We start from the raw sequence: 21,695 nt of genomic DNA, 5'->3' as shown, positions 1-21,695 counted from the left end.
TAATTGACTCATATGGTGTACTGGCTGCTCATATGAGTCATCTTTTTATATGAATAGAAAAAAATAGAGGTGTCGTTGATGTGTGAGACTAAACCGTTATTTTCTTTTTTTGTTATAAGCGATATCCAATTGACTGAAAAAAATGAGGTTTCCCACCAAAAATTTGCCCATGCCTTACAAGACCTTAATGAAATAAATCCTAATGCATCTTCCTTAATTATTAATGGGGACTTAATTAACGATGGAAGGAAAGAGAGCTATTACAAGTTTGGGGAAATATTGGATATGAGTCCGCATCCTAAGGATGTTTTTTTTACGATTGGAAATCATGAATTCTTTAAAAATGATGGGAATATAGCTTCAATACGCCGCTTTCTAGAATTTAGTGATCTTGAAAAGGTCTATTATGAGAAAGAAATAAATAATTGTTCTTTTCTATTCCTAGGAACAGAAAGCTGGGGACCGGTTGGTAGTCCTACGAAAGACTCCGCGGTCTTAAGCAAGGAACAATTAGAGTGGTTAGAAGATAAAGTTGAAAAAATTAAACATCATGATAAACCTGTTTTTGTATTTTTGCATCAACCAATCCCATTCACTTTATATGGAACAGATCTAGAATACTATCAAAATAGTATTATCCACTACCAGGAGTTGGTGGATATATTAACTAAGATGGATAATGTATTCTTCTTTTCCGGACACTCTCATTTTGATCTCCGCTTTCCGAACATGTTTGCCGATACTCCCTTTTATATGATTAATACGGGAGCTATATACGATACGTGGGGACCAGATGGTAAGGGAGCAGATACGGTAATTGATTCAGAAGGAAGTCAAGGATTATATGTACAGGTATTTACGGATCACGTATCCATTAGGGGGCGTGATTTCACAAATGAAAAATGGATTCAAGAGTATCAGTTAAATATTCCAATTTAAAAGGGGATTAGTAAACTTAAAGTATTGGCAAAGGGGAAATTGACCAGGGGGATATCAATCTAATAGGAAAACAGCAATAAATGTCCCACAGCCTTGTTCGTACTATATGATGAAATGGGGAAAAATTGATATGAATACTGGATTAATGGGGAATTTCTATCAACTTGCTGAAAAGGTTATGAGATTGGCACAATTCCAGTTGCTCTGGGTAGTATTTTCACTTTGTGGCGGGATTGTTTTTGGAATTATGCCTGCTACCGTCAGTCTATTTACTGTAATGAGAAAATGGATGCTGGGGAATGAAGATAACAAGTCATATGCAAGTGTTTATTGGACTACTTTTCGTAAAGAGTTTTGGAAAGCAAACGGATTAGGTCTGATTCTTACAATTATGGGCTTTTTAATCTATTTGAATTTTTCCATTATCCGTTTTTCTCATGGTGTAATCTATTGGTGTCTCCTTAGCCTTGTTATTATGGCTAGTATATTATTTGTCATCCTGCTTTTTTATATCTTTCCTGTATATGTTCATTTTGAAAATGGGTTCAGTAGATATTTTAGCCTTTCATTATTAATCGGTGTTTCATTTCCTTTTCATACACTGCTTATAGTCATCGGATATTATCTTTTATTTTTGTTGTTTAGGACTATCCCGGGTTTGATTCCTTTCTTAAGTATAGGTCTGATTACGTGTCATTCCATGTGGGTGTCAATGAGGGTATTTACTCTTATGGATGAGAAGAAAAGCCATTCGGTAAAAACACAACGGCAGCTATTTAGACTTTTCCAAAAGGGATAAAGTAGAACTAGATGGATCAAGGAAAATGATAAGTAACAAAAGCCAAACAATAAGAGGGAGAGATTAAGATGAAAACCATGACTGCTATCCTAATTGGAGCAGGTGACAGAGGGGCGAGAGCTTACGCCCCATATGCCTTGGCATATCCGAATGAATTAAAGATTGTTGGTGTAGCAGAGCCGGGAATAGAAAGAAGAACGAGATTGCAGCAAGCACACGATATACCTTCAGAAAATTGTTTTGAGTCTTGGGAGGAAATCCTAGGTGCTGCCCAAAAATTGGCAGACATTGCGATTATTTGCACACTCGACCGAAATCACTTTAAACCAACCATGAGAGCATTGGAACTGGGTTACCATGTTCTATTGGAAAAACCAATGTCTCCGGATCCATTGGAGTGTATTGCAATGGAACAGGCAGCGAAAAAGAATAATCGACAACTGACAATCTGTCATGTTCTAAGGTATACACAATTCTGGTCAACAATAAAAAAGGTCATAGCTAAAGGGGAAATTGGAGAGGTCGTTTCACTGCAATTAAATGAAAATGTAGAAGCGATGCATATGTCCCATAGCTTTGTTCGCGGAAACTGGAATAACAAGGAGAAGTCTAGTCCAATGATTCTGCAGAAATCCTGCCATGATATGGATATCATTTCCTACGTGATGGGGAAAGAGTGTAAATGTGTTAGTTCCTATGGTTCACTCATGCACTTTAAAGAGGAAAATGCACCTGCTGGAGCACCGCATAGATGTTTAGATGGCTGTCCCGCAGAGCTGGAATGTCCATTCCATGCTGGCAGGTATTATCTTGGCGAAGGTAGAGGCTGGGCAAAGAAATTTACAGAAGATTATACAAATGAGGGCATCATTCAAGCATTACAAGAAACATCATACGGAAAATGTGTCTACCGCTCAGATAATAATGTTGTCGACCATCAGGTGGTCAATATGGAATTCGAAGACGGAGCAACCGCAACGTTTAGCATGTGCGGCTTTACAAGAGAGCAGACGCGAATGGTTCAAATTATGGGGACAAAAGGGGAAATCCGCGGGAATATGGAGGAAAATAGTATATCCATTTTTGACTTCCTGACCAGGCATGAAACGGTGATCAAATTTGACAACCCTGTTGGTGGACACGGTGGCGGTGACAACGGAATCATGAGAACATTCCTCCGGGAAGTCCAATTTGGGAACAGCGGAGAGGGAGTTTCAACCGCATCTGCATCCGTTAGAAGCCATCTTATGGCCTTTGCCGCTGAGGACTCTAGGTTAAACAAGGGACAATCAATCCAAATTGATGAGTATTATCATAGTTTACTTGATCAAATTAAAGCCTAGAAGTTCTATCTCATGCTGCGGCCTGGAAGGTAGCAGTAATGTTTTTGGTCAATGGGTTGACCCGACGAGTCGGGATGGTATAATAGAATTACAAAGATATATACTCATAGTCTATCCTATGAGTTTTTTTTACAATTAGCTTATACCAACAACCCGTCATTCGGAAGTGTAGATAGTATTAATTCTTGTCTTCCTTGGTTCCATTCCAACAACGTAACAATTTATTGAGGGTACGAATAAACCAAAATAGAGGTGCGATAGTATGAAAAAGGCCATTGGCATTGATATCGGCGGGACAAAGATTGCAGTGGGAATCATTTCAGAATCAGGAGAGCTGCTTCACCGTGCCGAAGTAAAAAGTGATCCTTCCGACCGCGAAAACATGTTTAAACAAGTCGTAACAGCAGTGGAACAAGTTCTTGATGGGACGTCGGTTTCAGAAATTGAAGGAATCGGCGTGGGGGTACCTGGTAAAGTCGATCGAGAGAACGGCATCGCCATTTTTCAAAACAATTTGCCGTGGCAGCAGTTTCCACTTGCCGCCCGATTACAGGAGCAATTTGGAGCTAAGCCAATCACGATTGATAACGATGTTTATATGGCGGCTTTTGCCGAGTGGAAAGCAGCGCAGGGAACAACGAAACAGACCTTTGTCTACGTGACGCTCAGTACAGGAATTGCCTGTTCGATCATCCATCAAGGTTCCTTTTTTCGAGGAGCTGGTTTTGCCGGGGAACTTGGGCTGATTCCGGTTCTCTCAAAGAAAGGCAATGAACGGTTGGAAAAAATCGCTGCCGGTCCAGGGATCCAGAAAATAGCAGGGATTCCAACCAAGGATGTCTTTAGTGGATATATAAACGGGTCACAGGAATATCAGTCAATTATCGATGAGGTGACCGGGCATTTAGCTCAAGGACTCTATTCCATTTCCTGCTTATTAGACCCTCATAAAATGGTTTTCGGCGGCAGTGTCATTGTGAATAACCCTTTCCTGCTTGAATTAATCAAAGAAAAACTAAAAATCTATCAACTTCCTGAACAGCAGCATCTTTTAGACCAGATGAGTATCAGTACATTGGCGCAGAATAATGGCGTTGTTGGTGCAGGATTGCGAGTATTTGAAAGAATCTAAAGAGGAGTGTCGGTTTATGTTTACATTAGGTGAAGAAAAATTAGTGCCACTAGGTGCATCGATTACAACGGCAGAAATAAAACAGCAGCCTGATTTATGGGCTGAAACATTTACCTTGTTTACAGAGAAAAGCAGGGATATTGAAGAGTTTTTACTAAAGTTATCAACGAAACACGGCCGGGTTCGCGTCATTTTTACAGGTGCAGGGACGTCTGCCTATGTCGGAGATACCATCACACCTTACCTAAAAGGAAAAGTGAATGAAAATAAGTGGGAATTGCTCAGTATTCCGACAACCACTTTAGTGTCTAACCCCTATGAATTTTTAAAAGCAGATTTCCCAACCTTGTTAGTTTCCTTTGCTAGAAGCGGCAACAGCCCGGAAAGTATCGCCGCTGTACAATTAGCGAAGCAAATCGTAACCGATTTGTATCAGGTAACGATTACTTGTGCTAAGGATGGCCAATTAGCGAAGCGGGCAACAGGGGATGAAAATAATATATTGCTATTGATGCCAGAAAAATCGAATGATCAAGGTTTTGCGATGACGGGCAGTTATTCATGCATGACGTTAACGGCGTTACTCGTTTTTGATTCTTTGCCGTTGGAAGAAAAATCGGCGATTGTGAAAGTGATTCAGCAAATGGGTGAAAGTGTCATTCAAAGGGAAGACGCAATCCAAGAAATCATCGATATCGATTTTGACCGCATCATTTACCTAGGATCTGGCAGTTTAGAAGGCCTAGCGAGAGAAGCACAATTAAAAATATTAGAGCTGACAGCTGGAAAAATTGTCACTGCCTTTGATTCACCGTTAGGATTCCGCCACGGTCCTAAATCATTTGTGAACGAAAAATCATTGGTTTTTGTGTTTGTTTCCAACCAACCTTATACACGTCAATACGATTTAGATATGTTAAAAGAAATGCAGCTGGATAACATGGCTAGCTATATTTGTGCGATCGAGGTTGATGGAGATACCAATTATGATGGGAACACATTTGGATTCGGAAGCGAGGCCAAGTTCGTGCCGGATGCTTATTTAGCACTACCTTTTGTCATGATTGGACAGACGGTTTCCTTGCTCGCTTCGGTAAAAGTAGGCAACACACCAGACACACCTTCACCGACAGGAACGGTAAACCGTGTCGTTAAAGGCGTAACCATTTATGAATTTAAGTAGGGGAAGAAGCATGTCTAAGTATATCTTTGCTGATAAGTTTTTCCTTGATGGAAAGGTTGAAGGGCCAGGGTTTTTAGAAATAAAAGATGGAATATTTGGTAGTTTTTCAGAAAACAGACCAGTTGCGGCGGCGGAAATTATTGATTTTGCGGGCCATTGGATTGCTCCTGGTTTAGTAGATACACATATTCATGGATTTCGAAATCATGACATTATGGACAATGATTTTGAAGGGTTGAATCAGATTTCTGAAGGGGTTCTTTCCTGTGGGGTTACTTCGTTTTTGCCGACAACCTTAACTTCCTCAACGGAAGCGTTGAATCATGTCGTTGAAATGATTGGTGCAAACTACAAAAAAGTTAGTGGAGCCAAAATTAAAGGGATTTTTTTGGAAGGGCCATTTTTTACCGAAAAACACAAAGGGGCGCATAACACGAGATATTTTTCGGACCCATCGATTGAACGATTAAAAGATTGGCAGGAATTATCCAATGACTCTATTAAAAAAATTGCCATTGCCCCTGAACGAAAAGGGGCAGCGGAATTTATTGAATATGCGGCAGGTGAAAAGATTGCAGTGGCACTAGCCCATAGTGACGCCACTTATGAAGAAGCAAAGCAAGCGGTTGAAAATGGAGCTTCTATTTTTGTTCATACCTTCAATGGAATGAGTCCGCTGCACCATCGTGAGCCAGGGATGGTCGGGGCAGCGATGAATTTAAAAGATGTTTTTGCGGAAATCATTTGTGACGGACATCATGTTCATCCTGCTGCGGCTAATATTTTAATGAATGTCCGTGGCAGAGATTATACCGTTTTGGTAACTGACTGCATGATGGCTGGTGGAATGCCGGAAGGAAACTATCAACTCGGAGAATTCCCTGTCGAGGTGAAAGCCGGTGCAGCCCGAATCGAAGGCGGCAGTTTAGCCGGCAGTATTTTGCAGCTTAATGATGCTGTCAAAAATGTCGTCGAATGGGGGATTGCGACACCGGAGGAAGCAATCTATATGGCAAGCACTGCACCTGCAAAAAGTATTGGGCTGGACGTGGAATGCGGGAAAATTGCTGAGGGGTACGCTGCTGACTTTATTGTGTTGAGTCCTGAACTGGATTTACTTGCGACTTATCTTGATGGTGTTTGTCGTTACCATTTACAGAAAGAGGGAGTGCGATGATTTTAGCTGTCACGATGAATCCATCTGTGGATATTTCCTATCCCCTCCATGAATTCAAGTTGGATACTGTGAACCGTGTGGAAAATGTTCGAAAAACGGCTGGCGGTAAAGGCTTAAATGTTGCACGGGTGATTGCACAAATGGAAGAAGAAGTCCTGGCAACGGGTGTGCTCGGCGGAACCATCGGCGATTACATCGTACAGGAATTAAATAAAAGCCAAATTCCGAATGACTTTTTGAAAATCGAAAAAGAATCGAGGAATTGTATTGCCATTCTTCATGAAGGGATGCAAACGGAAATTTTAGAATCTGGGCCAACCTTAACGAATGCAGAAGGGACAGATTTTTTAGAGAAATATGAAGACCTGTTGGCTAAAGTTTCCTTGGTGACGATTTCGGGCAGTTTGCCTAAGGGATTGCCGGTGGATTTTTATCAGCAAATGTTAGCCATTAGTCAGAGAAAGGGAATTCCGGTGGTATTGGATTCATCAGGAGAACCGTTAAGAGCAGCCTTGTTACATAAAGAAAAGCCATTTGCGATTAAGCCAAATATTACGGAATTATCTCAGCTGCTCGGCGTGAAAGTGGATAGCAGGATTAGCAGTTTGAAACAAGCTTTAGATCATGACTGGTTTAAAGAGATTGAATGGATTGTTGTCTCGATGGGTGGGGATGGTGCTTTTGTAAGACATGGTACGGAAGATTACCGAGTAACTCTCCCAAAAATAGACGTGGTGAATCCGGTTGGGTCCGGAGATGCAGTCGTTGCTGGGTTAGCGGTGGCATTGAATCGAAATCAATCGGTAGAAACTGTGTTGAAAACGGCTATGACCACGGGGATGCTCAATACGATGGAAGCCGGTACGGGATCGATTAACATGGCAAAGTTCGGACAGTATTTTGATTTGGTAAAAATAGATTAATAGGGGGAATATCGATGCTAGAATTATCTAAAAACAAATTGGACGCTTTAAAGCGTTTATCTGATGAAAATGGTATTATTGGGGCTTTAGCGATTGATCAACGCGGCTCATTGAAAAAGATGATTGCATCTGGAAGTACGAATAATGTTGGGGATGAAGGGATTATCCGCTTTAAAGAATTGGTATCTGAAGAATTAACACCTTATTCTACTGCGATTCTATTAGATCCAGAATATGGACTGCCGGCGGCTAAAGTCCGCAGCAAAGACTCGGGATTATTGGTAGCCTATGAAAAGACCGGATACGATGCAACAGCTGTAGGCCGCCTGCCTGATTTATTGCCAGAGTGGTCCGTGAAGCGATTGAAAGAGGCCGGTGCTGATGCCGTGAAATTTTTACTGTACTATGATGTCGATGAAGATGAGAAAATCAATGATTATAAACATGTTTATATGGAACGGGTAGGTTCTGAGTGTGCTGCCGAGGATATTCCGTTTTTCTTAGAAATCGTCTCCTATGATGCGAACATTGATGATGTTAAAAGTAAAGAGTATGCAAAAGTGAAGCCGCATAAAGTGATTGAGGCAATGAGGGAGTTTTCCAAACCACAGTATCAAGTTGATGTTCTGAAAGTAGAAGTTCCCGTAGATATGAACTTTGTTGAAGGGTATACAGAGGGTGAAACCGTTTATAGTAGGGATGAAGCTGCTGCGTATTTCAAAGAGCAAAGTGAGTCCACTGAGCTACCGTTTATCTTTTTAAGTGCAGGAGTAAGTGCGGCATTATTCCAGGAAACATTGAAATTTGCCAAACAATCCGGTTCGACCTTTAATGGCGTGTTGTGCGGCCGTGCTACTTGGAAAGACGGTGTCGCCCCATTTGCTTCCGGCGGTGAACAGGCAGGCCGTGAATGGTTACAACTCATTGGTAAAAACAATATTGAAGAATTAAATGTTGTTTTGAAAGAGTCCGCCAGCTCCTGGTTTGAAAAGGTTAATAATAATAACAGCTCTCTAGCTTATTAAGTTAAAGAAAAAAATCATATATGGATAAAAGCCATCCATGTGTTCTGGATGGCTTTTTCAGCTTGCTTAAATTACTCTATTAAACTCCCTTATATGCTTTACGGTAAATTTCAGCTAATTCTGTTACTAGAGGAAGCTTAGGATTAGCAGTGGTACATTGGTCTTCAAATGCTTTATCTGCAAGGTAGTCAACCTTGCTTTCGAAAAGTGCTGCATCCACATTGTTTGCCTCAATGCTCATTGGTATGTCCAGTTCTTTTGCAAGGCGAATGATTGCCTGAACAAGGCTTTCTACTCCTTCTTCCGTTGTATTCGCAGGCAGTCCGAGTGTTCTTGCAATTTCTGCATATCGCTTATCTGCCACAAAGTGGGCATATTTCGGGAATGCTGTAAATTTATTTGGTTTGGCCGCATTATAGCGAATAACATGTGGCATTAAGATTGTATTTGCACGTCCGTGTGCAATATGGAATTCTGAACCAAGCTTATGGGCAAGGCTATGATTGATACCAAGGAATGCATTTGCAAAAGCCATCCCAGCAATCGTTGAAGCATTATGCACCTTTTCACGTGCTAATTCATCACTGCCATTTCGATAAGCTCTAGGCAGATATTCGAATACAAGCTGGATTGCCTTCATTGCAAGGCCGTCTGTATAATCATTTGCCATACAAGACACGTAAGCCTCAATTGCATGAGTCAATACATCCATTCCAGTATCAGCAGTAATATGTTTAGGTACAGTCATAACGAACTGTGGATCAATAATCGCTACATCTGGTGTTAATTCATAATCGGCGAGCGGGTATTTAATATTTGCTTCCTTATCGGTTATGACGGAGAAGGAAGTTACCTCAGAACCTGTTCCAGAGGTGGTTGGGATCGCTACAAATTGTGCCTTTTCACCTAACTTAGGATATTTCACAATTCGTTTACGGATATCGAGAAATTTCTGTTTTAAACCAAAGAATTCAGATTCTGGATTTTCATAGAACAGCCACATACCTTTAGCCGCATCCATCGCTGAACCGCCGCCAAGGGCAATAATTACATCCGGCTGGAATTTAGCCATCATTTCTGTACCCTTCATGACAGTTTCAATGGATGGATCTGGTTCTACTTCTGAGAAAATTTCACAGTGAACATAATCCGGTCTTTTCCTTAAATAGTATAATACTTTATCTACATAGCCTAGTTTCACCATTCCAGGGTCCGTTACAATGAATGCTTTAGAAATCTTCGGCATTTTCGCTAAATACTGTGTTGCATTTTTCTCGAAATAGATTTTGGACGGAACTTTAAACCATTGCATATTAACATTCCTTTGGGCTACTTTTTTAATATTGATTAAGTGAATTGCACCAACGTTAGTGGAAACAGAATTTCCTCCATATGAACCACAGCCAAGTGTTAGGGAAGGCATATAAGCATTGTAAATATCACCGATAGCGCCCTGTGAAGATGGGGCATTGACAATGATTCTTCCAGCTTTCATTCGGTAGCCATACTGCTTAATGACATTTTGGTCTTGAGAATGGATGACGGCAGAATGTCCTAGACCGCCGAATTCTAACATTTCTTCTGCTCTTTTTAGGCCTTCTTCAAGACTATTAACCTTGTAACAGGCTAGGACTGGGCTTAATTTTTCTCTTGATAGCGGGTATGCTGGTCCGACGCCGTCTAATTCAGCTACAAGTATTTTAGTGTTTTCTGGAACGGTTACGCCTGCCAATGCAGCAATTTTACTAGCAGCCATTCCAACAATATTTGGATTAACCGCACATGAAATTTCATTAATAACTAATTTTTCAACTTTAGCTTTTTCTTCTTCGTTTAAAAAATAACAATTATTTGCAATCATCTCATTTTTAACCGCTGCATAAATCTCTTGATCAATAATGACGGCTTGCTCAGAAGCACAAATCATTCCGTTGTCAAACGTCTTTGATAAGATTAAGTCATTTACTGCTTGATGAATGTTGGCTGATTTCTCCATATAGCACGGAACGTTTCCAGGTCCAACGCCGAGAGCAGGTTTACCAGAGCTATAAGCGGATTTGACCATTCCCGCGCCGCCAGTTGCAAGAATCATAGATATTTTAGAGTGATTCATCAGTGCTTGTGTAGCCTCAATAGATGGTGTTTCAATCCATTGAATACAATTCTCAGGAGCTCCTGCTGCTATAGCTGCATCCCGAAGAATTCTTGCCGCTTCACTGCTGCATTTCTGTGCGGATGGATGGAAGGCAAACACAATTGGGTTTCTCGTTTTTATAGATATTAGTGCTTTAAACATTGTTGTGGAAGTTGGATTGGTTACAGGTGTAACACCAGCAATAACGCCAACCGGTTCTGCAATTTCAATGATTCCTTCATGTTCGTTTTCGTTTACAATGCCGACGGTTTTATCATACTTGATATTATGATAGACATATTCAGTTGCAAACATATTCTTAATGATTTTATCTTCATAAACGCCTCGTTTCGTTTCCTCAACAGCAAGTTTTGCAAGCTGCATATGCTGATCAAGACCTGCCAAGGCCATTTGCTTCACAATTGTATCAATCATTTCTTGATCGAAGCTGCGGAATTCCTCTAAAGCCTTTCGACCGTTTTCTACCAGGGTATCAATCATGGATGCTACACTTTGCAATTCCTTGCCTGTTTTTTCTGCCACTGCCATTTTAATTCCTCCAGTTAATTTTAGACTTTGTGAAATATTTCACAAGTTTATATAAAAAAATAATAACAAACCAATTGATAGGGAATTACCTTGTTACTCACAAACTGGATTTCGTGGTATCTTTTCAAAAGAGATATCATTAAGTACTTTAGAGTATTTTTTTACGATGATGACAAAATTCACTGTCCAAATATAACATGGAATATTTTCATTATCTTTAAACATCATTGCCTCAAATTCATCACCAACAGTTTCTTCAAACACTTCTTGTGTATAGGTTTCAGAATCTGTTGAGAAGGATTTCCATTCACATAGCATCATGTCTTATCACTCCTTGTGCTCTTTATGAATTTATCATAACACTGATTTCCGATAAAAGTTTGTGAAATATTGAACAAACTTTGAATTATTAACGATAATTCAAAAAATGGTTCCTTTTACCTAAGTAGGGGGAGAAGGCAAAAAAAACAGCCCTTAATCGTTGGGCTGTTAGTTATCTTGTTTTTCTTTATCAAACCAAAGCAGTTCTTGATCCTCTTCATCACCATTATAGTTGATAAAAATCTCTTCGCCTGCTTTTATGTCTTTGTAAGCATAAAAGTCAAAGGAATGGTTTGGAAAATTAATCTCATAAGTGGCATTCGGCTGATAGGAATGATTAAATAGCATCCCATAACCTAAGAGAATACATGTGTGGTTGATCCCATATTCAAACGCATAGTCGGCAAGCAATGTTTTTTCGATATGTTCATGCTCTGCATTTGGATAGGCGATAACGGGCGCTTCATGGATAAGTTCACCCTTTTTAATATCACGTGTAGCGAATACTCCTCTATTGAACTCTCCGTCACTGATTTTTGAAGATTTTACTTCTATCATGTTCGTCACCTACATTACTTTCTATGAAGTCAATATCCTTATAGTTTGACAGGTAATGGCATTGAAAGCAACCATTTTTCGGTTTCTCGCATGATAGTATGTCTAAAAAGCACGAAATTTAATCAGAACTGATGTTAATATGCTCGAATGTTGATACCTTAAATAAACCTTTATCAGTAAGTTTTATCTCGGGGATAACAGGAAGAGCTAAAAAGGAAAGGGTTAAAAAGGGATTGAAATGGTCGTTTGCTCCCAGCTTCCCAAGAGCATGGTGCAGCTCTTTAAGAGTCGAATAGACCTCTTGGTAAGGAAGGTTAGATATTAAGCCTGCAATAGGCAACTCTAATGATGCGAGGATTTGACCCTCTTTAATGACAACCAACCCGCCTTGCATTTCTTTTATGGTATTTGCAGCCATAACCATATCACTATCATTGGTTCCAGCAATAATTAGATTGTGTGAATCATGGGCAATCGTGGTGGCAATAGCGCCATATTTTAAACCTAGGCCTTTGACAATCCCTAAACCAATTTGTCTGGTCATATGATGGCGTTCAATTACGGCAAGCTTTAACCGGTCCGCACTAGTCGAAGGTTGGAAGAACCCTTGACCGCAAATATCGACTTCTTCCACTAAATGTCGTGTGACTAAGCTGTTAGGGATAATTTCAATGATATTTGCTTTATTTGAGGATAAGTGAATGTTTAAATTGGATTCCATGATTTCATCAAAGTGAACAGACTGTCCTAAACAATCCTGTAGGTTGTTACTACAATCCGTAACCAATTTGCCATCTTGTACGACAGCCACTCCGTCCTTATAGACATGAGAAATTCTGATCGTTTCAAGGTCATCGATTAAGGAAAAATCCGCTTTGTAACCTGCGGCAATAGCCCCCTTATCTTCAAGCCCAAAACATTCTGCTGCATTGATGGTAGCCATTTGTATAGCAGTAATAGGGGAGAGTCCTTCAGCAATTGCTAGTCTTACATTGTGATCAATACTGCCCTCAAGCACAAGGTCATCTAAATGCTTATCGTCGGTAACAAATAAGCACCTCCGCGAATTATACCCATTTACAGCTGGAATCAAATTCTGTAAATCTTTTGCGACAGTTCCTTCACGAATCATTAAATACATTCCGCTCCGAAGGCGTTCTTTCGCTTCTTCCGCTGTTGTACTTTCATGATCGGTCTTAATGCCTGCAGCCATATAAACATTCAAGTTACTTCCAGATAATCCCGCCGCATGACCATCAACCTTTTTTCCGAACTGTTTCGCATCAGATATTTTGTTGAGCATATCATCTTCTGCATTTAGGACAGCAGGGAAATTCATGACTTCTGCTAATCCTAGGACTCGAGGGTGGTGGTAAAAGGGTTTTAGCTCCTCGGCTTTTAAAATAGCACCTGAGTTTTCAAAGCTTGTCGCTGGAACACAGGAAGGGAGCATTATATAAATATCAAAAGGAAGATCTTCGGAAGAATCTAGCATATATTGAATCCCAGCCGTACCTAGGACATTCGCAATTTCATGGGGGTCAGCGATAACGGACGTTACACCGTGTGGAAGAAGGACTTTAGCGAATTCACTTGGCGTTACCAAGGACGATTCGATATGAACATGCCCATCGATAAATGCCGGAATGACATAACGTCCTTTTGCGTCTACAATACTTTTCCCTTCATACTTTCCGATACCTGCGAAATAACCATCCACAATGGCGATATCACCTTCGATTATTTCTCCGTTAAAAACATCAATGATCCTGCCATTTATAACGACGGTATCAGCAGGTTCTTTTCCTGAAGCCACAGAGATTCTTCGGGTTAATTGTTTTCTCTCCATTGCTCGACACCCTCTAACTATGAATTAGTATTCTACTTTATTCTTTGAGTTTTCCCATGTTCGAAAAGGAATATCACCATCGTCCGGAAAAAGTTTCTCCATGGGTATTTTACGATTTTCCATTGGAAGTTCGAGTTGTTCATAAATGAACTGATCATCAAACCCTATCTTGGCCGCCTCCTGTTTCGTGCAGGCATAGTAAACAGCTTTTGGTCTAGCCCAGTAAATCGCACCAATGCACATTGGACAAGGTTCACAGCTGGTATAGATTTCGCAGTCCGTCAGTTGGAAATCCTTTAAATAGCTGCAGGCCGCGCGAATGGCCTGGACCTCTGCATGTGCGGTTGGATCGTTGGTGGAAGTCACTTCATTACGGCCAACTCCGATTATTTTTCCATCCTTCACCACGATTGCTCCAAATGGTCCACCATGATTGGTTAGGACATTGTTGAGCGCTTCCTCAATCGCTTTTTTCATAAAATGAATATCTGACATGTAACCTCTCCATTCTTTGATATATTTTTATCCATTTGTAAGCTATGGATTAGCACTAAGGTTTAATAATCTTTTTAACTTGAAATTCATTATTCTATAACATACATAGAATTTCTTCCTTGTTGTTAGGTTTGTTAACACACTATTTTTGGCTGGGACTATTTAAAAAACTTGTTAGATTATATGACACGTTTGTAGATACTATTTCGGCATTTCGATATTATAGTGAAAAATTGGCAGGACGAGTTTACTGTGTCACCGATAGCTGACAAATTCCTAAGCCATTTATGAAGATTCATAAATAGAGAGAGAACAGTTGATGTATTTTTAGGAGGTTGTAACTGTTTAAATAAATCTATAAGAAACTACAAAATATTATTAAAATCTGACAAAAGAAAAGGGACTAATTTTTGCCTTTCTTCCAATAAAACCCTATAATTAATATAGAACATTTGTTCTTAGGAGGGGATGGAATGAAGGTTACGAAAATTTGCCTAATAGACGATGGGAGTGCCGTCGAGCTTGAAAAACTAAATCGATTAATGACTGTTTTTTGCGCTGCATTGCGGTATTCCTTTAATCGCTTGTTAGAGGGTGAACAGTCCGGCAAATTAATTAAATCGACAAGTGCTCTCTTTCATTTGAACAAAAGATATGCTGAAGATGCTGTGATGCAAGCCCAAGCCATGATCTCAAGTCAAAAAGAACTTTTACCCTTAAGAATCCAAGGAGTACAAGGAAAAATTAAAAAGACCTGCATGAAATTAGAAGATTATCAGACAGGTAGGAAAAGGTCGAAAAAAGTCCCTCTTGAGACCTGCTTAAAAGGGTTGAGTGCCAGCTTAGAAAAACTTCAAGTAAAGGAATCCCTTTTATTAAAACACCAGGAAGATCAGACGATTCCCACCGTGATCTTTGGGGGAAAAAGGAATTTTCATGAACGTTTAAAAGGGAAAATAACAAGAAATGAATGGAAGGATCTACGATCTAATACCCTTTATTCTCGCGGTGATAAGTCAAAAAAGGGTAATTTGAACACCAGAATCGTATTCGACAAGGGGGAGCAACAGTTTTTTATAGAAGTGGCCAATCCACTATTAGTTGAGGGTCAAAAAAGGAGTCCTAGATTACGTTTCAAACTACATGTACCGGATAAATATTTCGATGTTATTGTTGGGGTAGTATTACCCAATGAAGTTGGTATTACCTCTAAGAACAAACCTTTGGAAGAATATATCCCCTATTCCATTGAGTTAAAACGGAAAAATAGTGAGATTTATGTCCACATCACTTATGAAGACATAGTCCATGGTTCTATGCTGAATGGGAATGAAAAGATTCAGTCTGATTTAGTTGGGGGAATTGATGTGAACATTGATCGCGTAGCGGTTTCTATTTTAACCAAACAAGGAAATTTATTAGAATCTAAAACCTTTTATTGTCATGAAATGGAATATGTAAAAAGCAACCGCAGGTCCAATATTTCAGGAGAAATTGCAAAAGATATCGTTCAGTATCTTTTGTCTTGGAACGTGGGAGCTATCGTCATAGAAGATATTACATTAAAACAAGATCATGATACGAATAAACGATTCAACCGCCTTGTCCATGCGTTTGCAAAAACAAAATTACAAAAGGCTATTATCTCTAGAGGAATTAAATTTGGTTTTAAAATAAAAAAAGTAAATCCCGCTTATACATCCGTTGTTGGACGATTTAAATATAGTAAAAAGTATGGCTTATCCGTTCATGAAGCAGCTGCTCTTGTTATTGGGAGAAGATGTCTTGGTTTTGATGAAAAAATACCACAAGAAATCCTAATCCAGTTAAGACAACTAGTAAAGCCAAAATTGATTTCTATTCTTGGGTCAATGGAAGAATCCGAGAAAAAGTCAAAAAACGGCAAGCAAAGGCGGAAGTATTTGGGGATGTTGTTAAGAAATATAGAAACATTCAAGGAAAACCATAGTTGGAAATTATGGAATGTGATTCATAAAACATTAATGATCAAGAACCAAAAATTACAATTCAAGGAGGTGTAATCCTGGTACTAAAATTCAATCTTTGTGGTAGGCTGACCAATGGAAGGAATGGTCTACCGCAAAACGCCGGCTCTAACAGAGCACCGCGGGCTGTCTTGAACAATAGGTTCATGACAAGGGTGTAATTCCCTTCCTGATGGAATGACGTGAGAATCGTCGCGGTATGTCTCCTTTTCTTGGTTCGGAGGCGAAATGTAGAATTTGGTAGACTTTAGTAACCAGGTTCGGAATATATATAGTTTTAACTGTAACCCAGCTGTATGGTCACCAGCTGGAGGAAGAGAGGTGAGGCAATGGAGGAAGTAAATCAAATGAGCAAGGAGGAGTTTGTACAAAAAGTAGGCTGGGTGTTTGAACATTCTCCGTGGGTGGCTTCAGCAGCATGGGAAAATATGCCGTTTGAATCCCATGAGAACCTTTTACAAACGATGATTGATATTGTTCAAAATGCCGAGGAGTCTATGCAGCTAGCGTTACTTCGTGCACACCCCGATTTAGGAACAAGATTGCAAATGTCCGAGTTTTCCCAAAAGGAGCAAGCTGGAGCAGGCCTTGATAAGCTTTCAAAGGAAGAGTTTGAGGAGTTTGTATCTCTAAATATGATGTATGTAAATAAATTTCAATTTCCGTTTATTATGGCCGTAAAGGGGCAAAGCAAGGAAACGATTCTAGCAGCAATGAAGCAAAGGGTTCATAATACTTACGAGGAAGAATATTACATTGCCTTACGTGAAGTGTATAAAATCGCTGGGTTTCGATTGAATGATATTTTCATAGGATGATTTGTTCATGGTGATCGTTTTCGCATAGTTTGATGTTTAATTAAGGGTCTTGAGTGCAAAACTCACGGCCAGTCAGAAGGATTAGTCCTTAATCAAGGGTCTTGAGGACAAATCTCACGGCCAGTCAGAAGGATTAGTCCTTAATCAAGGGTCTTGAGGACAAATCTCACGGCCAGTCAGAAGGATTAGTCCTTAATCCAAGGTCTTGAGGACAAAACTCACGGCCAAGTCAGAAGGATTAGTCCTTAATCCAGGGTCTTGAGGACAAAACTCAAAGCCAGTCAGAAAGATTAGTCCTTAATCAAAGGTCTTGAGGACAAATCTCACGGCTTGTCAGAAGGATTAGTCCTTAATCAAGGGTCTTGAGGACAAATCTCTCAACCCTTCAGAAAGGTTTGTCCTTAATATAGGTTCTTGTTGATAAGCAACAAAGTTACGAGAAGTGCAAAAATAAGTGGTACCCATGACCTAATTTTAAAGCCTTTTAAAATAAAAAAGGAGGCTAAATACAATATGAAAAGAACGATGAGCTACGGGAAAGCGGATGTGTGGGTTTATCGGACCTACGCTAAGCCGTTAACAATGATTCGAAACATCCCCGAATCCACCTTCTCCGGTAGAAATAACATTCTTTTTGGCATGAATGTAAAAGTCGCCGTTGAAGGTGAAGCATTTTTCCCCTCATTTAAAGATGGTGACAACACTTTAGTGGTTGCAACGGATTCAATGAAAAATTTCATCCTTAGGCATGCAGGAGATTATCAGGGCGCCACCCAGGAAGGGTTTCTTGAGTTTGTCGCACAGAGGTTTCTTGAGACATATTCACATATGACAGGTATTAAAATTTCAGGTGAACAGATTTCCTTTGAAGAACTTCCTGTCCCGACAAATGGCGGCTTTGAACCAAGCCCGTTGGTGTTTCGCTATTCACTAAATGAACAAGCAGGAGCCTCGATAGACGTGAAACGTGAAAAAGATGAAATTATCACCACTCATCACCTAAGCAGTTTAAAGGGTCTTAAGCTTATTAAGGTAAAGGGCAGTTCGTTTTACGGCTATGTGAAGGATGAATATACGACATTGCCGGAATCCCATGATCGCCCGCTGTTTATCTTTTTAAATATTGATTGGCGATATAACGACCTTGAGGACGGCAGGGGAAATACACCTGATGGCTATGTGGCCGCAGAACAGGTAAGAGATATTGCGTACACCGTCTTTCATGAAGAAAACTCTCCATCTATCCAAAATCTCATTTACCGTATTGGTACTAGAATCCTAGAGCGTTTCCCACAGTTAGCAGAAGTACGTTTCGAATCCAATAACCGTACATGGGAAACAATTTTAGATGAAATTCCTGCCTCACATGAAGGAAAAGTATTTACTGAACCTCGTCCCCCTTATGGCTTCCAATGTTTTTCAATGACGCGTGATGACTTAGAGTCTGAAGAGGCATCAAAGTAATGACAGGAAAGCTAACAACTCATGTCCTCGACACTAGCATAGGAAAGCCGGCTAGCGGTGTATTAGTGGAGTTAGTGCGTGTTGGCCCAAATAAAGAAAAAGAGACCATCCGTTTTTCCTACACAAATCAAGATGGGAGATTAAATCAACCCCTTTTGGAGGGGGATAATATGAAAAAGGGAATCTATGAACTTCATTTTTATATAGGAGACTATTACCGAAATCGCGGAGCTTCCGCTGAGGATCCCTCGTTCCTGGATTGTGTTCCTGTAAGATTTGGTATTTCTGAACCGGCTTCCCATTATCATGTGCCGCTTTTGATATCACCAGGAGGGTACAGTACCTACAGGGGGAGTTAGGAGGGGAAAATGAAAACTGAAGTTTGGGTGAAAAATGGATATGTCTTTACAGAAGATGGTTTTCGGTATGCTTGTATAAAAATAAAAGACGGCAAGATTGAGGCGCTATTCGAAAGCGAACCTGAACCCTTGAAAGAAAACAAAATCAATTCTATAGATGCCAGTGGCTGCCTCGTTGTTCCTGGATTTATCGATGCGCATGTTCATTTTAATGATCCCGGCCGGACGGATTGGGAAGGAATTGAAACTGGCAGCCGTGCCGCCGCTATTGGAGGAACGACAACGATTTTTGATATGCCGCTAAATTGTTCCCCATCTGTGACAACCGTAAAAAATCTACACAATAAAACAGAGTATTTAACCTCCAAATCTTATATTGATTATGCTTTGTGGGGCGGAATGACAGGGAATTCCGTTCGTCAGCAGGAAGAGTTAACCAAGATGAGTGAGGGAATTATCGGTTGGAAGGCATTTATGTCTGAGAGCGGTATCGATGATTTTCCCTTTGTTTCACCACACCAGCTGAAGCTTGCCATGAAAATAGCCGCACAACAAAATAAAATCCTCGCTCTGCATGCAGAATGGGAGGAAGAGATTCAAACCCTTACCACTTTTTATAAAAATCAAAACGGTCTCAACGAGCGTAAAGCCTTTCTCGCCAGCAGGCCGATATCAGCGGAAGAACAGGCGGTTCGTTATGCGTTAGAGGCAGCTGCAAATTATGGTACATGTGTCCACTTTGTTCATATCAGTTCTGCGAGAGTAGTTAAACTCATTCACCAAGCAAAGAAAAGCGGAATAAACGTCACAGTAGAAACCTGCCCACATTATTTACTTTTTGATGAAGAAGATTTCCTCAAAGCTGGTGCCATCCTTAAGTGTGCCCCGCCGCTTCGGTCGAGGGAAGAGGTGGAAGGGTTGTGGGAATGTATTTCAAACGGCTGGATTGATACCATTGGTTCCGATCATTCCCCCTGTCTCTATTCGATGAAAAATACTGATTCCATTTGGGAAGCATGGGGTGGAATCCAAGGAGTACAATTTACCTGGCTTGCGTTACTGGATGAGGCATTGAAAAGGAAGATTCCACTTAAAAACATACTTCCTCTAGGCGCAGCGAATGTTGCTGATGTCTTTGGTATATCAGGAAGGAAAGGAAAAATTCAACCCGGATTGGATGCAGATTTAGCCTTGATTTCATTAGATGAGACAACGATAGCGGATCAGCAATCCATTGCCTTTCGAAATCAATATTCCCCCTATGAAAATAGAAAATTTTTGTTAAAAGTAAAGAAAACCATTTTACGAGGAAAAGTCATTTATGACGATCAAACAGGGGTAACCCCAGAAAAGTATGGTCAGTATATACAGCCAAGGAAGTGAGTTTATGGGGCAATTCCCCGTTAATCTGGAAGAGGCAATTGAGTGGTTAGCTTCATTTGGGGGAGAACCAGATGGAGGTGTATCTCGAACACTTTATTCCCAACCTTGGAAGGATGCCCAGCAAGCTTTAAAGGGATGGATGGAGAATTCTGGGCTCCACACAACTTATGATTCTATTGGAAACTTATTTGGGAGATTGCCTTCATCGAATCCAAATGCCCAAACTATTTTAATTGGCTCACATGTCGACACCGTCAAAGCAGGCGGTAAATATGATGGCGCCTATGGAATTATTGCAGGAATATTGGCTTTAGATTTTTTAAAAAAGACGTATGGGACACCTGCTATAAACCTTGAGGTGGTTTCTTTTTGCGAAGAAGAAGGCAGCCGGTTTCCACTTGCCCTTTGGGGGTCAGGTATGATGACGGGAACTTATTCATTTAATGAAATTAGTGATATCAAGGATTCAGAGGGAATAAGCTTCGAGACAGCTATGATGGCGGCAGGATTTGGGCTTTCCGAATACAGGGTCCGAAATGATATCCAAAATTTTATTGAACTACATATCGAACAAGGACCCACCCTTGAAAAAGTAGAAAAATCAATTGGCATTGTCAAAGCCATTGTCGGTCAAAAGCGATTTCGCATTACGGTGAATGGCGAATCGAACCATGTTGGAACCACCTCGATGATATGGAGAAGAGATGCTTTGCATGGGGCGGTAAACATGATTCATGACTTATACGAAAGTGTGAAGAATTACGATGAAGATCTTGTAACAAGTGTGGGGCAAATTTTTGTTGAGCCTAATGTACCTAATGTAATTCCTAATCAAGTTCGGTTTACAGTAGACGCTCGGCATCCGAACGAATCAATTTTAAGTTCTTTTTGTCAGCAATTCACTGAAATTTTTAAAACCCATGCTAAAAAACGCGATTTGGATATACAGATTGAGATGTGGCATGAAGTTCAGCCAGCCCAGATGGATCGTACACTGAATGAAATTGTACAAAGCATTTGCACTAGGAGCACTTTTCCTTTCCATTGGATGAATAGCGGTGCTGGGCATGACGCGCAGTTGTTTGCACGCATTTGTCCTACAACAATTATATTCGTTCCCAGCCAGGGCGGGATTAGCCATTCCCCAATCGAGTTTACTTCAACAAAGGATTTGGAAACAGGCCTGGAGGTACTCATACAATTATTACATCAATTAGCCTACGACCACTGAGGAGTGA

General features: G+C 40.3%; 19 protein-coding genes. 14 read left to right on the top strand and 5 right to left on the bottom strand.

All coding sequences use genetic code 11. The features are described from left to right. The first annotated feature begins 78 nt into the window (after positions 1 to 78). The 8 genes from QFZ31_RS17000 to lacD all read left to right on the top strand — a co-directional run bounded on the left by QFZ31_RS17000 (position 79) and on the right by lacD (position 8,521). Positions 79 to 939, top strand: a complete 861-nt coding sequence (locus QFZ31_RS17000) for a metallophosphoesterase family protein (RefSeq protein ID WP_307304836.1) — start codon at positions 79 to 81, stop codon at positions 937 to 939. Positions 940 to 1,069: 130 nt separating this feature from the next. Continuing rightward, on the top strand, positions 1,070 to 1,738 hold the full coding sequence (locus QFZ31_RS16995) for a YesL family protein (protein ID WP_307304833.1): 669 nt from the start codon (positions 1,070 to 1,072) through the stop codon (positions 1,736 to 1,738). 68 nt (positions 1,739 to 1,806) lie between these two features. Further along, positions 1,807 to 3,081, top strand: coding sequence for a Gfo/Idh/MocA family protein (locus QFZ31_RS16990; RefSeq protein WP_307304830.1), 1,275 nt, complete (start codon positions 1,807 to 1,809; stop codon positions 3,079 to 3,081). A 262-nt stretch (positions 3,082 to 3,343) separates the two neighbouring features. Continuing rightward, positions 3,344 to 4,213 carry an ROK family protein gene (locus tag QFZ31_RS16985; RefSeq protein ID WP_307304827.1) on the top strand — a complete coding sequence of 290 codons (870 nt, stop codon included), beginning with the start codon at positions 3,344 to 3,346 and terminating at the stop codon, positions 4,211 to 4,213. Between the two features lie 16 nt (positions 4,214 to 4,229). Then, on the top strand, positions 4,230 to 5,396 hold the full coding sequence (locus QFZ31_RS16980) for an SIS domain-containing protein (protein WP_307304823.1): 1,167 nt from the start codon (positions 4,230 to 4,232) through the stop codon (positions 5,394 to 5,396). Between the two features lie 10 nt (positions 5,397 to 5,406). Beyond that, positions 5,407 to 6,573 (top strand): N-acetylglucosamine-6-phosphate deacetylase, encoded by a 1,167-nt coding sequence (gene nagA, locus QFZ31_RS16975; protein WP_307304820.1) that lies wholly within the window; start codon positions 5,407 to 5,409, stop codon positions 6,571 to 6,573. Further along, positions 6,570 to 7,496, top strand: a complete 927-nt coding sequence (gene lacC, locus QFZ31_RS16970; protein WP_307304817.1) for a tagatose-6-phosphate kinase — start codon at positions 6,570 to 6,572, stop codon at positions 7,494 to 7,496. The genes nagA and lacC overlap by 4 nt, the downstream gene beginning before the upstream one ends. A 14-nt stretch (positions 7,497 to 7,510) precedes the next feature. Further along, positions 7,511 to 8,521 (top strand): tagatose-bisphosphate aldolase, encoded by a 1,011-nt coding sequence (gene lacD / locus QFZ31_RS16965; RefSeq protein ID WP_307304814.1) that lies wholly within the window; start codon positions 7,511 to 7,513, stop codon positions 8,519 to 8,521. A 79-nt stretch (positions 8,522 to 8,600) separates the two neighbouring features. Here the strand turns inward: lacD and adhE are convergent, their stop codons facing one another. The 5 genes from adhE to QFZ31_RS16940 all read right to left on the bottom strand — a co-directional run bounded on the left by adhE (position 8,601) and on the right by QFZ31_RS16940 (position 14,427). Further along, entirely contained in the window at positions 8,601 to 11,204 is a 2,604-nt protein-coding gene (gene adhE, locus QFZ31_RS16960) for a bifunctional acetaldehyde-CoA/alcohol dehydrogenase (RefSeq protein ID WP_307304811.1), read from the bottom strand. A gap of 93 nt (positions 11,205 to 11,297) precedes the next feature. Then, positions 11,298 to 11,525 carry a hypothetical protein gene (locus tag QFZ31_RS16955; RefSeq protein WP_307304808.1) on the bottom strand — a complete coding sequence of 76 codons (228 nt, stop codon included), beginning with the start codon at positions 11,523 to 11,525 and terminating at the stop codon, positions 11,298 to 11,300. Positions 11,526 to 11,693: 168 nt separating this feature from the next. Then, entirely contained in the window at positions 11,694 to 12,083 is a 390-nt protein-coding gene (locus tag QFZ31_RS16950) for an SET domain-containing protein (protein WP_307304805.1), read from the bottom strand. Positions 12,084 to 12,201: 118 nt separating this feature from the next. Further along, entirely contained in the window at positions 12,202 to 13,932 is a 1,731-nt protein-coding gene (ade, locus tag QFZ31_RS16945; protein WP_307304802.1) for an adenine deaminase, read from the bottom strand. 24 nt (positions 13,933 to 13,956) lie between these two features. Then, positions 13,957 to 14,427 (bottom strand): nucleoside deaminase, encoded by a 471-nt coding sequence (locus QFZ31_RS16940; RefSeq protein WP_307304800.1) that lies wholly within the window; start codon positions 14,425 to 14,427, stop codon positions 13,957 to 13,959. A gap of 473 nt (positions 14,428 to 14,900) precedes the next feature. Between QFZ31_RS16940 and QFZ31_RS16935 the strand changes: the two genes are divergently transcribed. The 6 genes from QFZ31_RS16935 (at position 14,901) to QFZ31_RS16910 (ending at position 21,688) form a co-directional block, all read left to right on the top strand. After that, on the top strand, positions 14,901 to 16,469 hold the full coding sequence (locus QFZ31_RS16935) for an IS200/IS605 family accessory protein TnpB-related protein (protein WP_307304798.1): 1,569 nt from the start codon (positions 14,901 to 14,903) through the stop codon (positions 16,467 to 16,469). A gap of 293 nt (positions 16,470 to 16,762) precedes the next feature. Then, positions 16,763 to 17,251 (top strand): 2-oxo-4-hydroxy-4-carboxy-5-ureidoimidazoline decarboxylase, encoded by a 489-nt coding sequence (uraD, locus tag QFZ31_RS16930; RefSeq protein WP_307304795.1) that lies wholly within the window; start codon positions 16,763 to 16,765, stop codon positions 17,249 to 17,251. A gap of 513 nt (positions 17,252 to 17,764) precedes the next feature. Further along, positions 17,765 to 18,715, top strand: coding sequence for a factor-independent urate hydroxylase (pucL, locus tag QFZ31_RS16925; RefSeq protein WP_307304792.1), 951 nt, complete (start codon positions 17,765 to 17,767; stop codon positions 18,713 to 18,715). Further along, positions 18,715 to 19,074, top strand: a complete 360-nt coding sequence (gene uraH / locus QFZ31_RS16920) for a hydroxyisourate hydrolase (protein WP_307304790.1) — start codon at positions 18,715 to 18,717, stop codon at positions 19,072 to 19,074. Before pucL ends, uraH begins: the two co-directional genes overlap by 1 nt. Positions 19,075 to 19,083: 9 nt before the next feature. Next, complete coding sequence (gene allB, locus QFZ31_RS16915; protein WP_307304788.1) at positions 19,084 to 20,457, top strand: allantoinase AllB; 1,374 nt, start codon at positions 19,084 to 19,086, stop codon at positions 20,455 to 20,457. 4 nt (positions 20,458 to 20,461) lie between these two features. Then, positions 20,462 to 21,688 (top strand): M20 family metallo-hydrolase, encoded by a 1,227-nt coding sequence (locus QFZ31_RS16910; protein WP_307304786.1) that lies wholly within the window; start codon positions 20,462 to 20,464, stop codon positions 21,686 to 21,688. Positions 21,689 to 21,695 lie beyond the last annotated feature (7 nt).

It is taken from the genome of Neobacillus niacini (genome assembly GCF_030817595.1).
GTDB classification, from domain to species: Bacteria; Bacillota; Bacilli; order Bacillales; family Cytobacillaceae; genus Neobacillus; species Neobacillus niacini_G.
The sequence above is the reverse complement of the archived record's forward strand: the minus strand, read 5'-3'. Positions and strand labels throughout refer to the sequence as shown.

Bases quoted from the DNA above. Each gene is read 5' to 3' on its own strand.
- QFZ31_RS16990 (WP_307304830.1), top strand. From the start codon at position 1,807: ATGAAAACCATGACTGCTATCCTAATTGGAGCAGGTGACAGAGGGGCG.
- uraD (WP_307304795.1), top strand. From the start codon at position 16,763: ATGGAGGAAGTAAATCAAATGAGCAAGGAGGAGTTTGTACAAAAAGTA.
- QFZ31_RS16910 (WP_307304786.1), top strand. From the start codon at position 20,462: ATGGGGCAATTCCCCGTTAATCTGGAAGAGGCAATTGAGTGGTTAGCT.
- adhE (WP_307304811.1), bottom strand. From the start codon at position 11,204: ATGGCAGTGGCAGAAAAAACAGGCAAGGAATTGCAAAGTGTAGCATCC.
- QFZ31_RS16950 (WP_307304805.1), bottom strand. From the start codon at position 12,083: ATGATAGAAGTAAAATCTTCAAAAATCAGTGACGGAGAGTTCAATAGA.
- uraH (WP_307304790.1), top strand. From the start codon at position 18,715: ATGACAGGAAAGCTAACAACTCATGTCCTCGACACTAGCATAGGAAAG.
- QFZ31_RS16955 (WP_307304808.1), bottom strand. From the start codon at position 11,525: ATGATGCTATGTGAATGGAAATCCTTCTCAACAGATTCTGAAACCTAT.
- QFZ31_RS17000 (WP_307304836.1), top strand. From the start codon at position 79: ATGTGTGAGACTAAACCGTTATTTTCTTTTTTTGTTATAAGCGATATC.
- pucL (WP_307304792.1), top strand. From the start codon at position 17,765: ATGAAAAGAACGATGAGCTACGGGAAAGCGGATGTGTGGGTTTATCGG.
- QFZ31_RS16985 (WP_307304827.1), top strand. From the start codon at position 3,344: ATGAAAAAGGCCATTGGCATTGATATCGGCGGGACAAAGATTGCAGTG.
- lacC (WP_307304817.1), top strand. From the start codon at position 6,570: ATGATTTTAGCTGTCACGATGAATCCATCTGTGGATATTTCCTATCCC.
- QFZ31_RS16980 (WP_307304823.1), top strand. From the start codon at position 4,230: ATGTTTACATTAGGTGAAGAAAAATTAGTGCCACTAGGTGCATCGATT.
- allB (WP_307304788.1), top strand. From the start codon at position 19,084: ATGAAAACTGAAGTTTGGGTGAAAAATGGATATGTCTTTACAGAAGAT.
- nagA (WP_307304820.1), top strand. From the start codon at position 5,407: ATGTCTAAGTATATCTTTGCTGATAAGTTTTTCCTTGATGGAAAGGTT.
- lacD (WP_307304814.1), top strand. From the start codon at position 7,511: ATGCTAGAATTATCTAAAAACAAATTGGACGCTTTAAAGCGTTTATCT.
- ade (WP_307304802.1), bottom strand. From the start codon at position 13,932: ATGGAGAGAAAACAATTAACCCGAAGAATCTCTGTGGCTTCAGGAAAA.
- QFZ31_RS16995 (WP_307304833.1), top strand. From the start codon at position 1,070: ATGAATACTGGATTAATGGGGAATTTCTATCAACTTGCTGAAAAGGTT.
- QFZ31_RS16935 (WP_307304798.1), top strand. From the start codon at position 14,901: ATGAAGGTTACGAAAATTTGCCTAATAGACGATGGGAGTGCCGTCGAG.
- QFZ31_RS16940 (WP_307304800.1), bottom strand. From the start codon at position 14,427: ATGTCAGATATTCATTTTATGAAAAAAGCGATTGAGGAAGCGCTCAAC.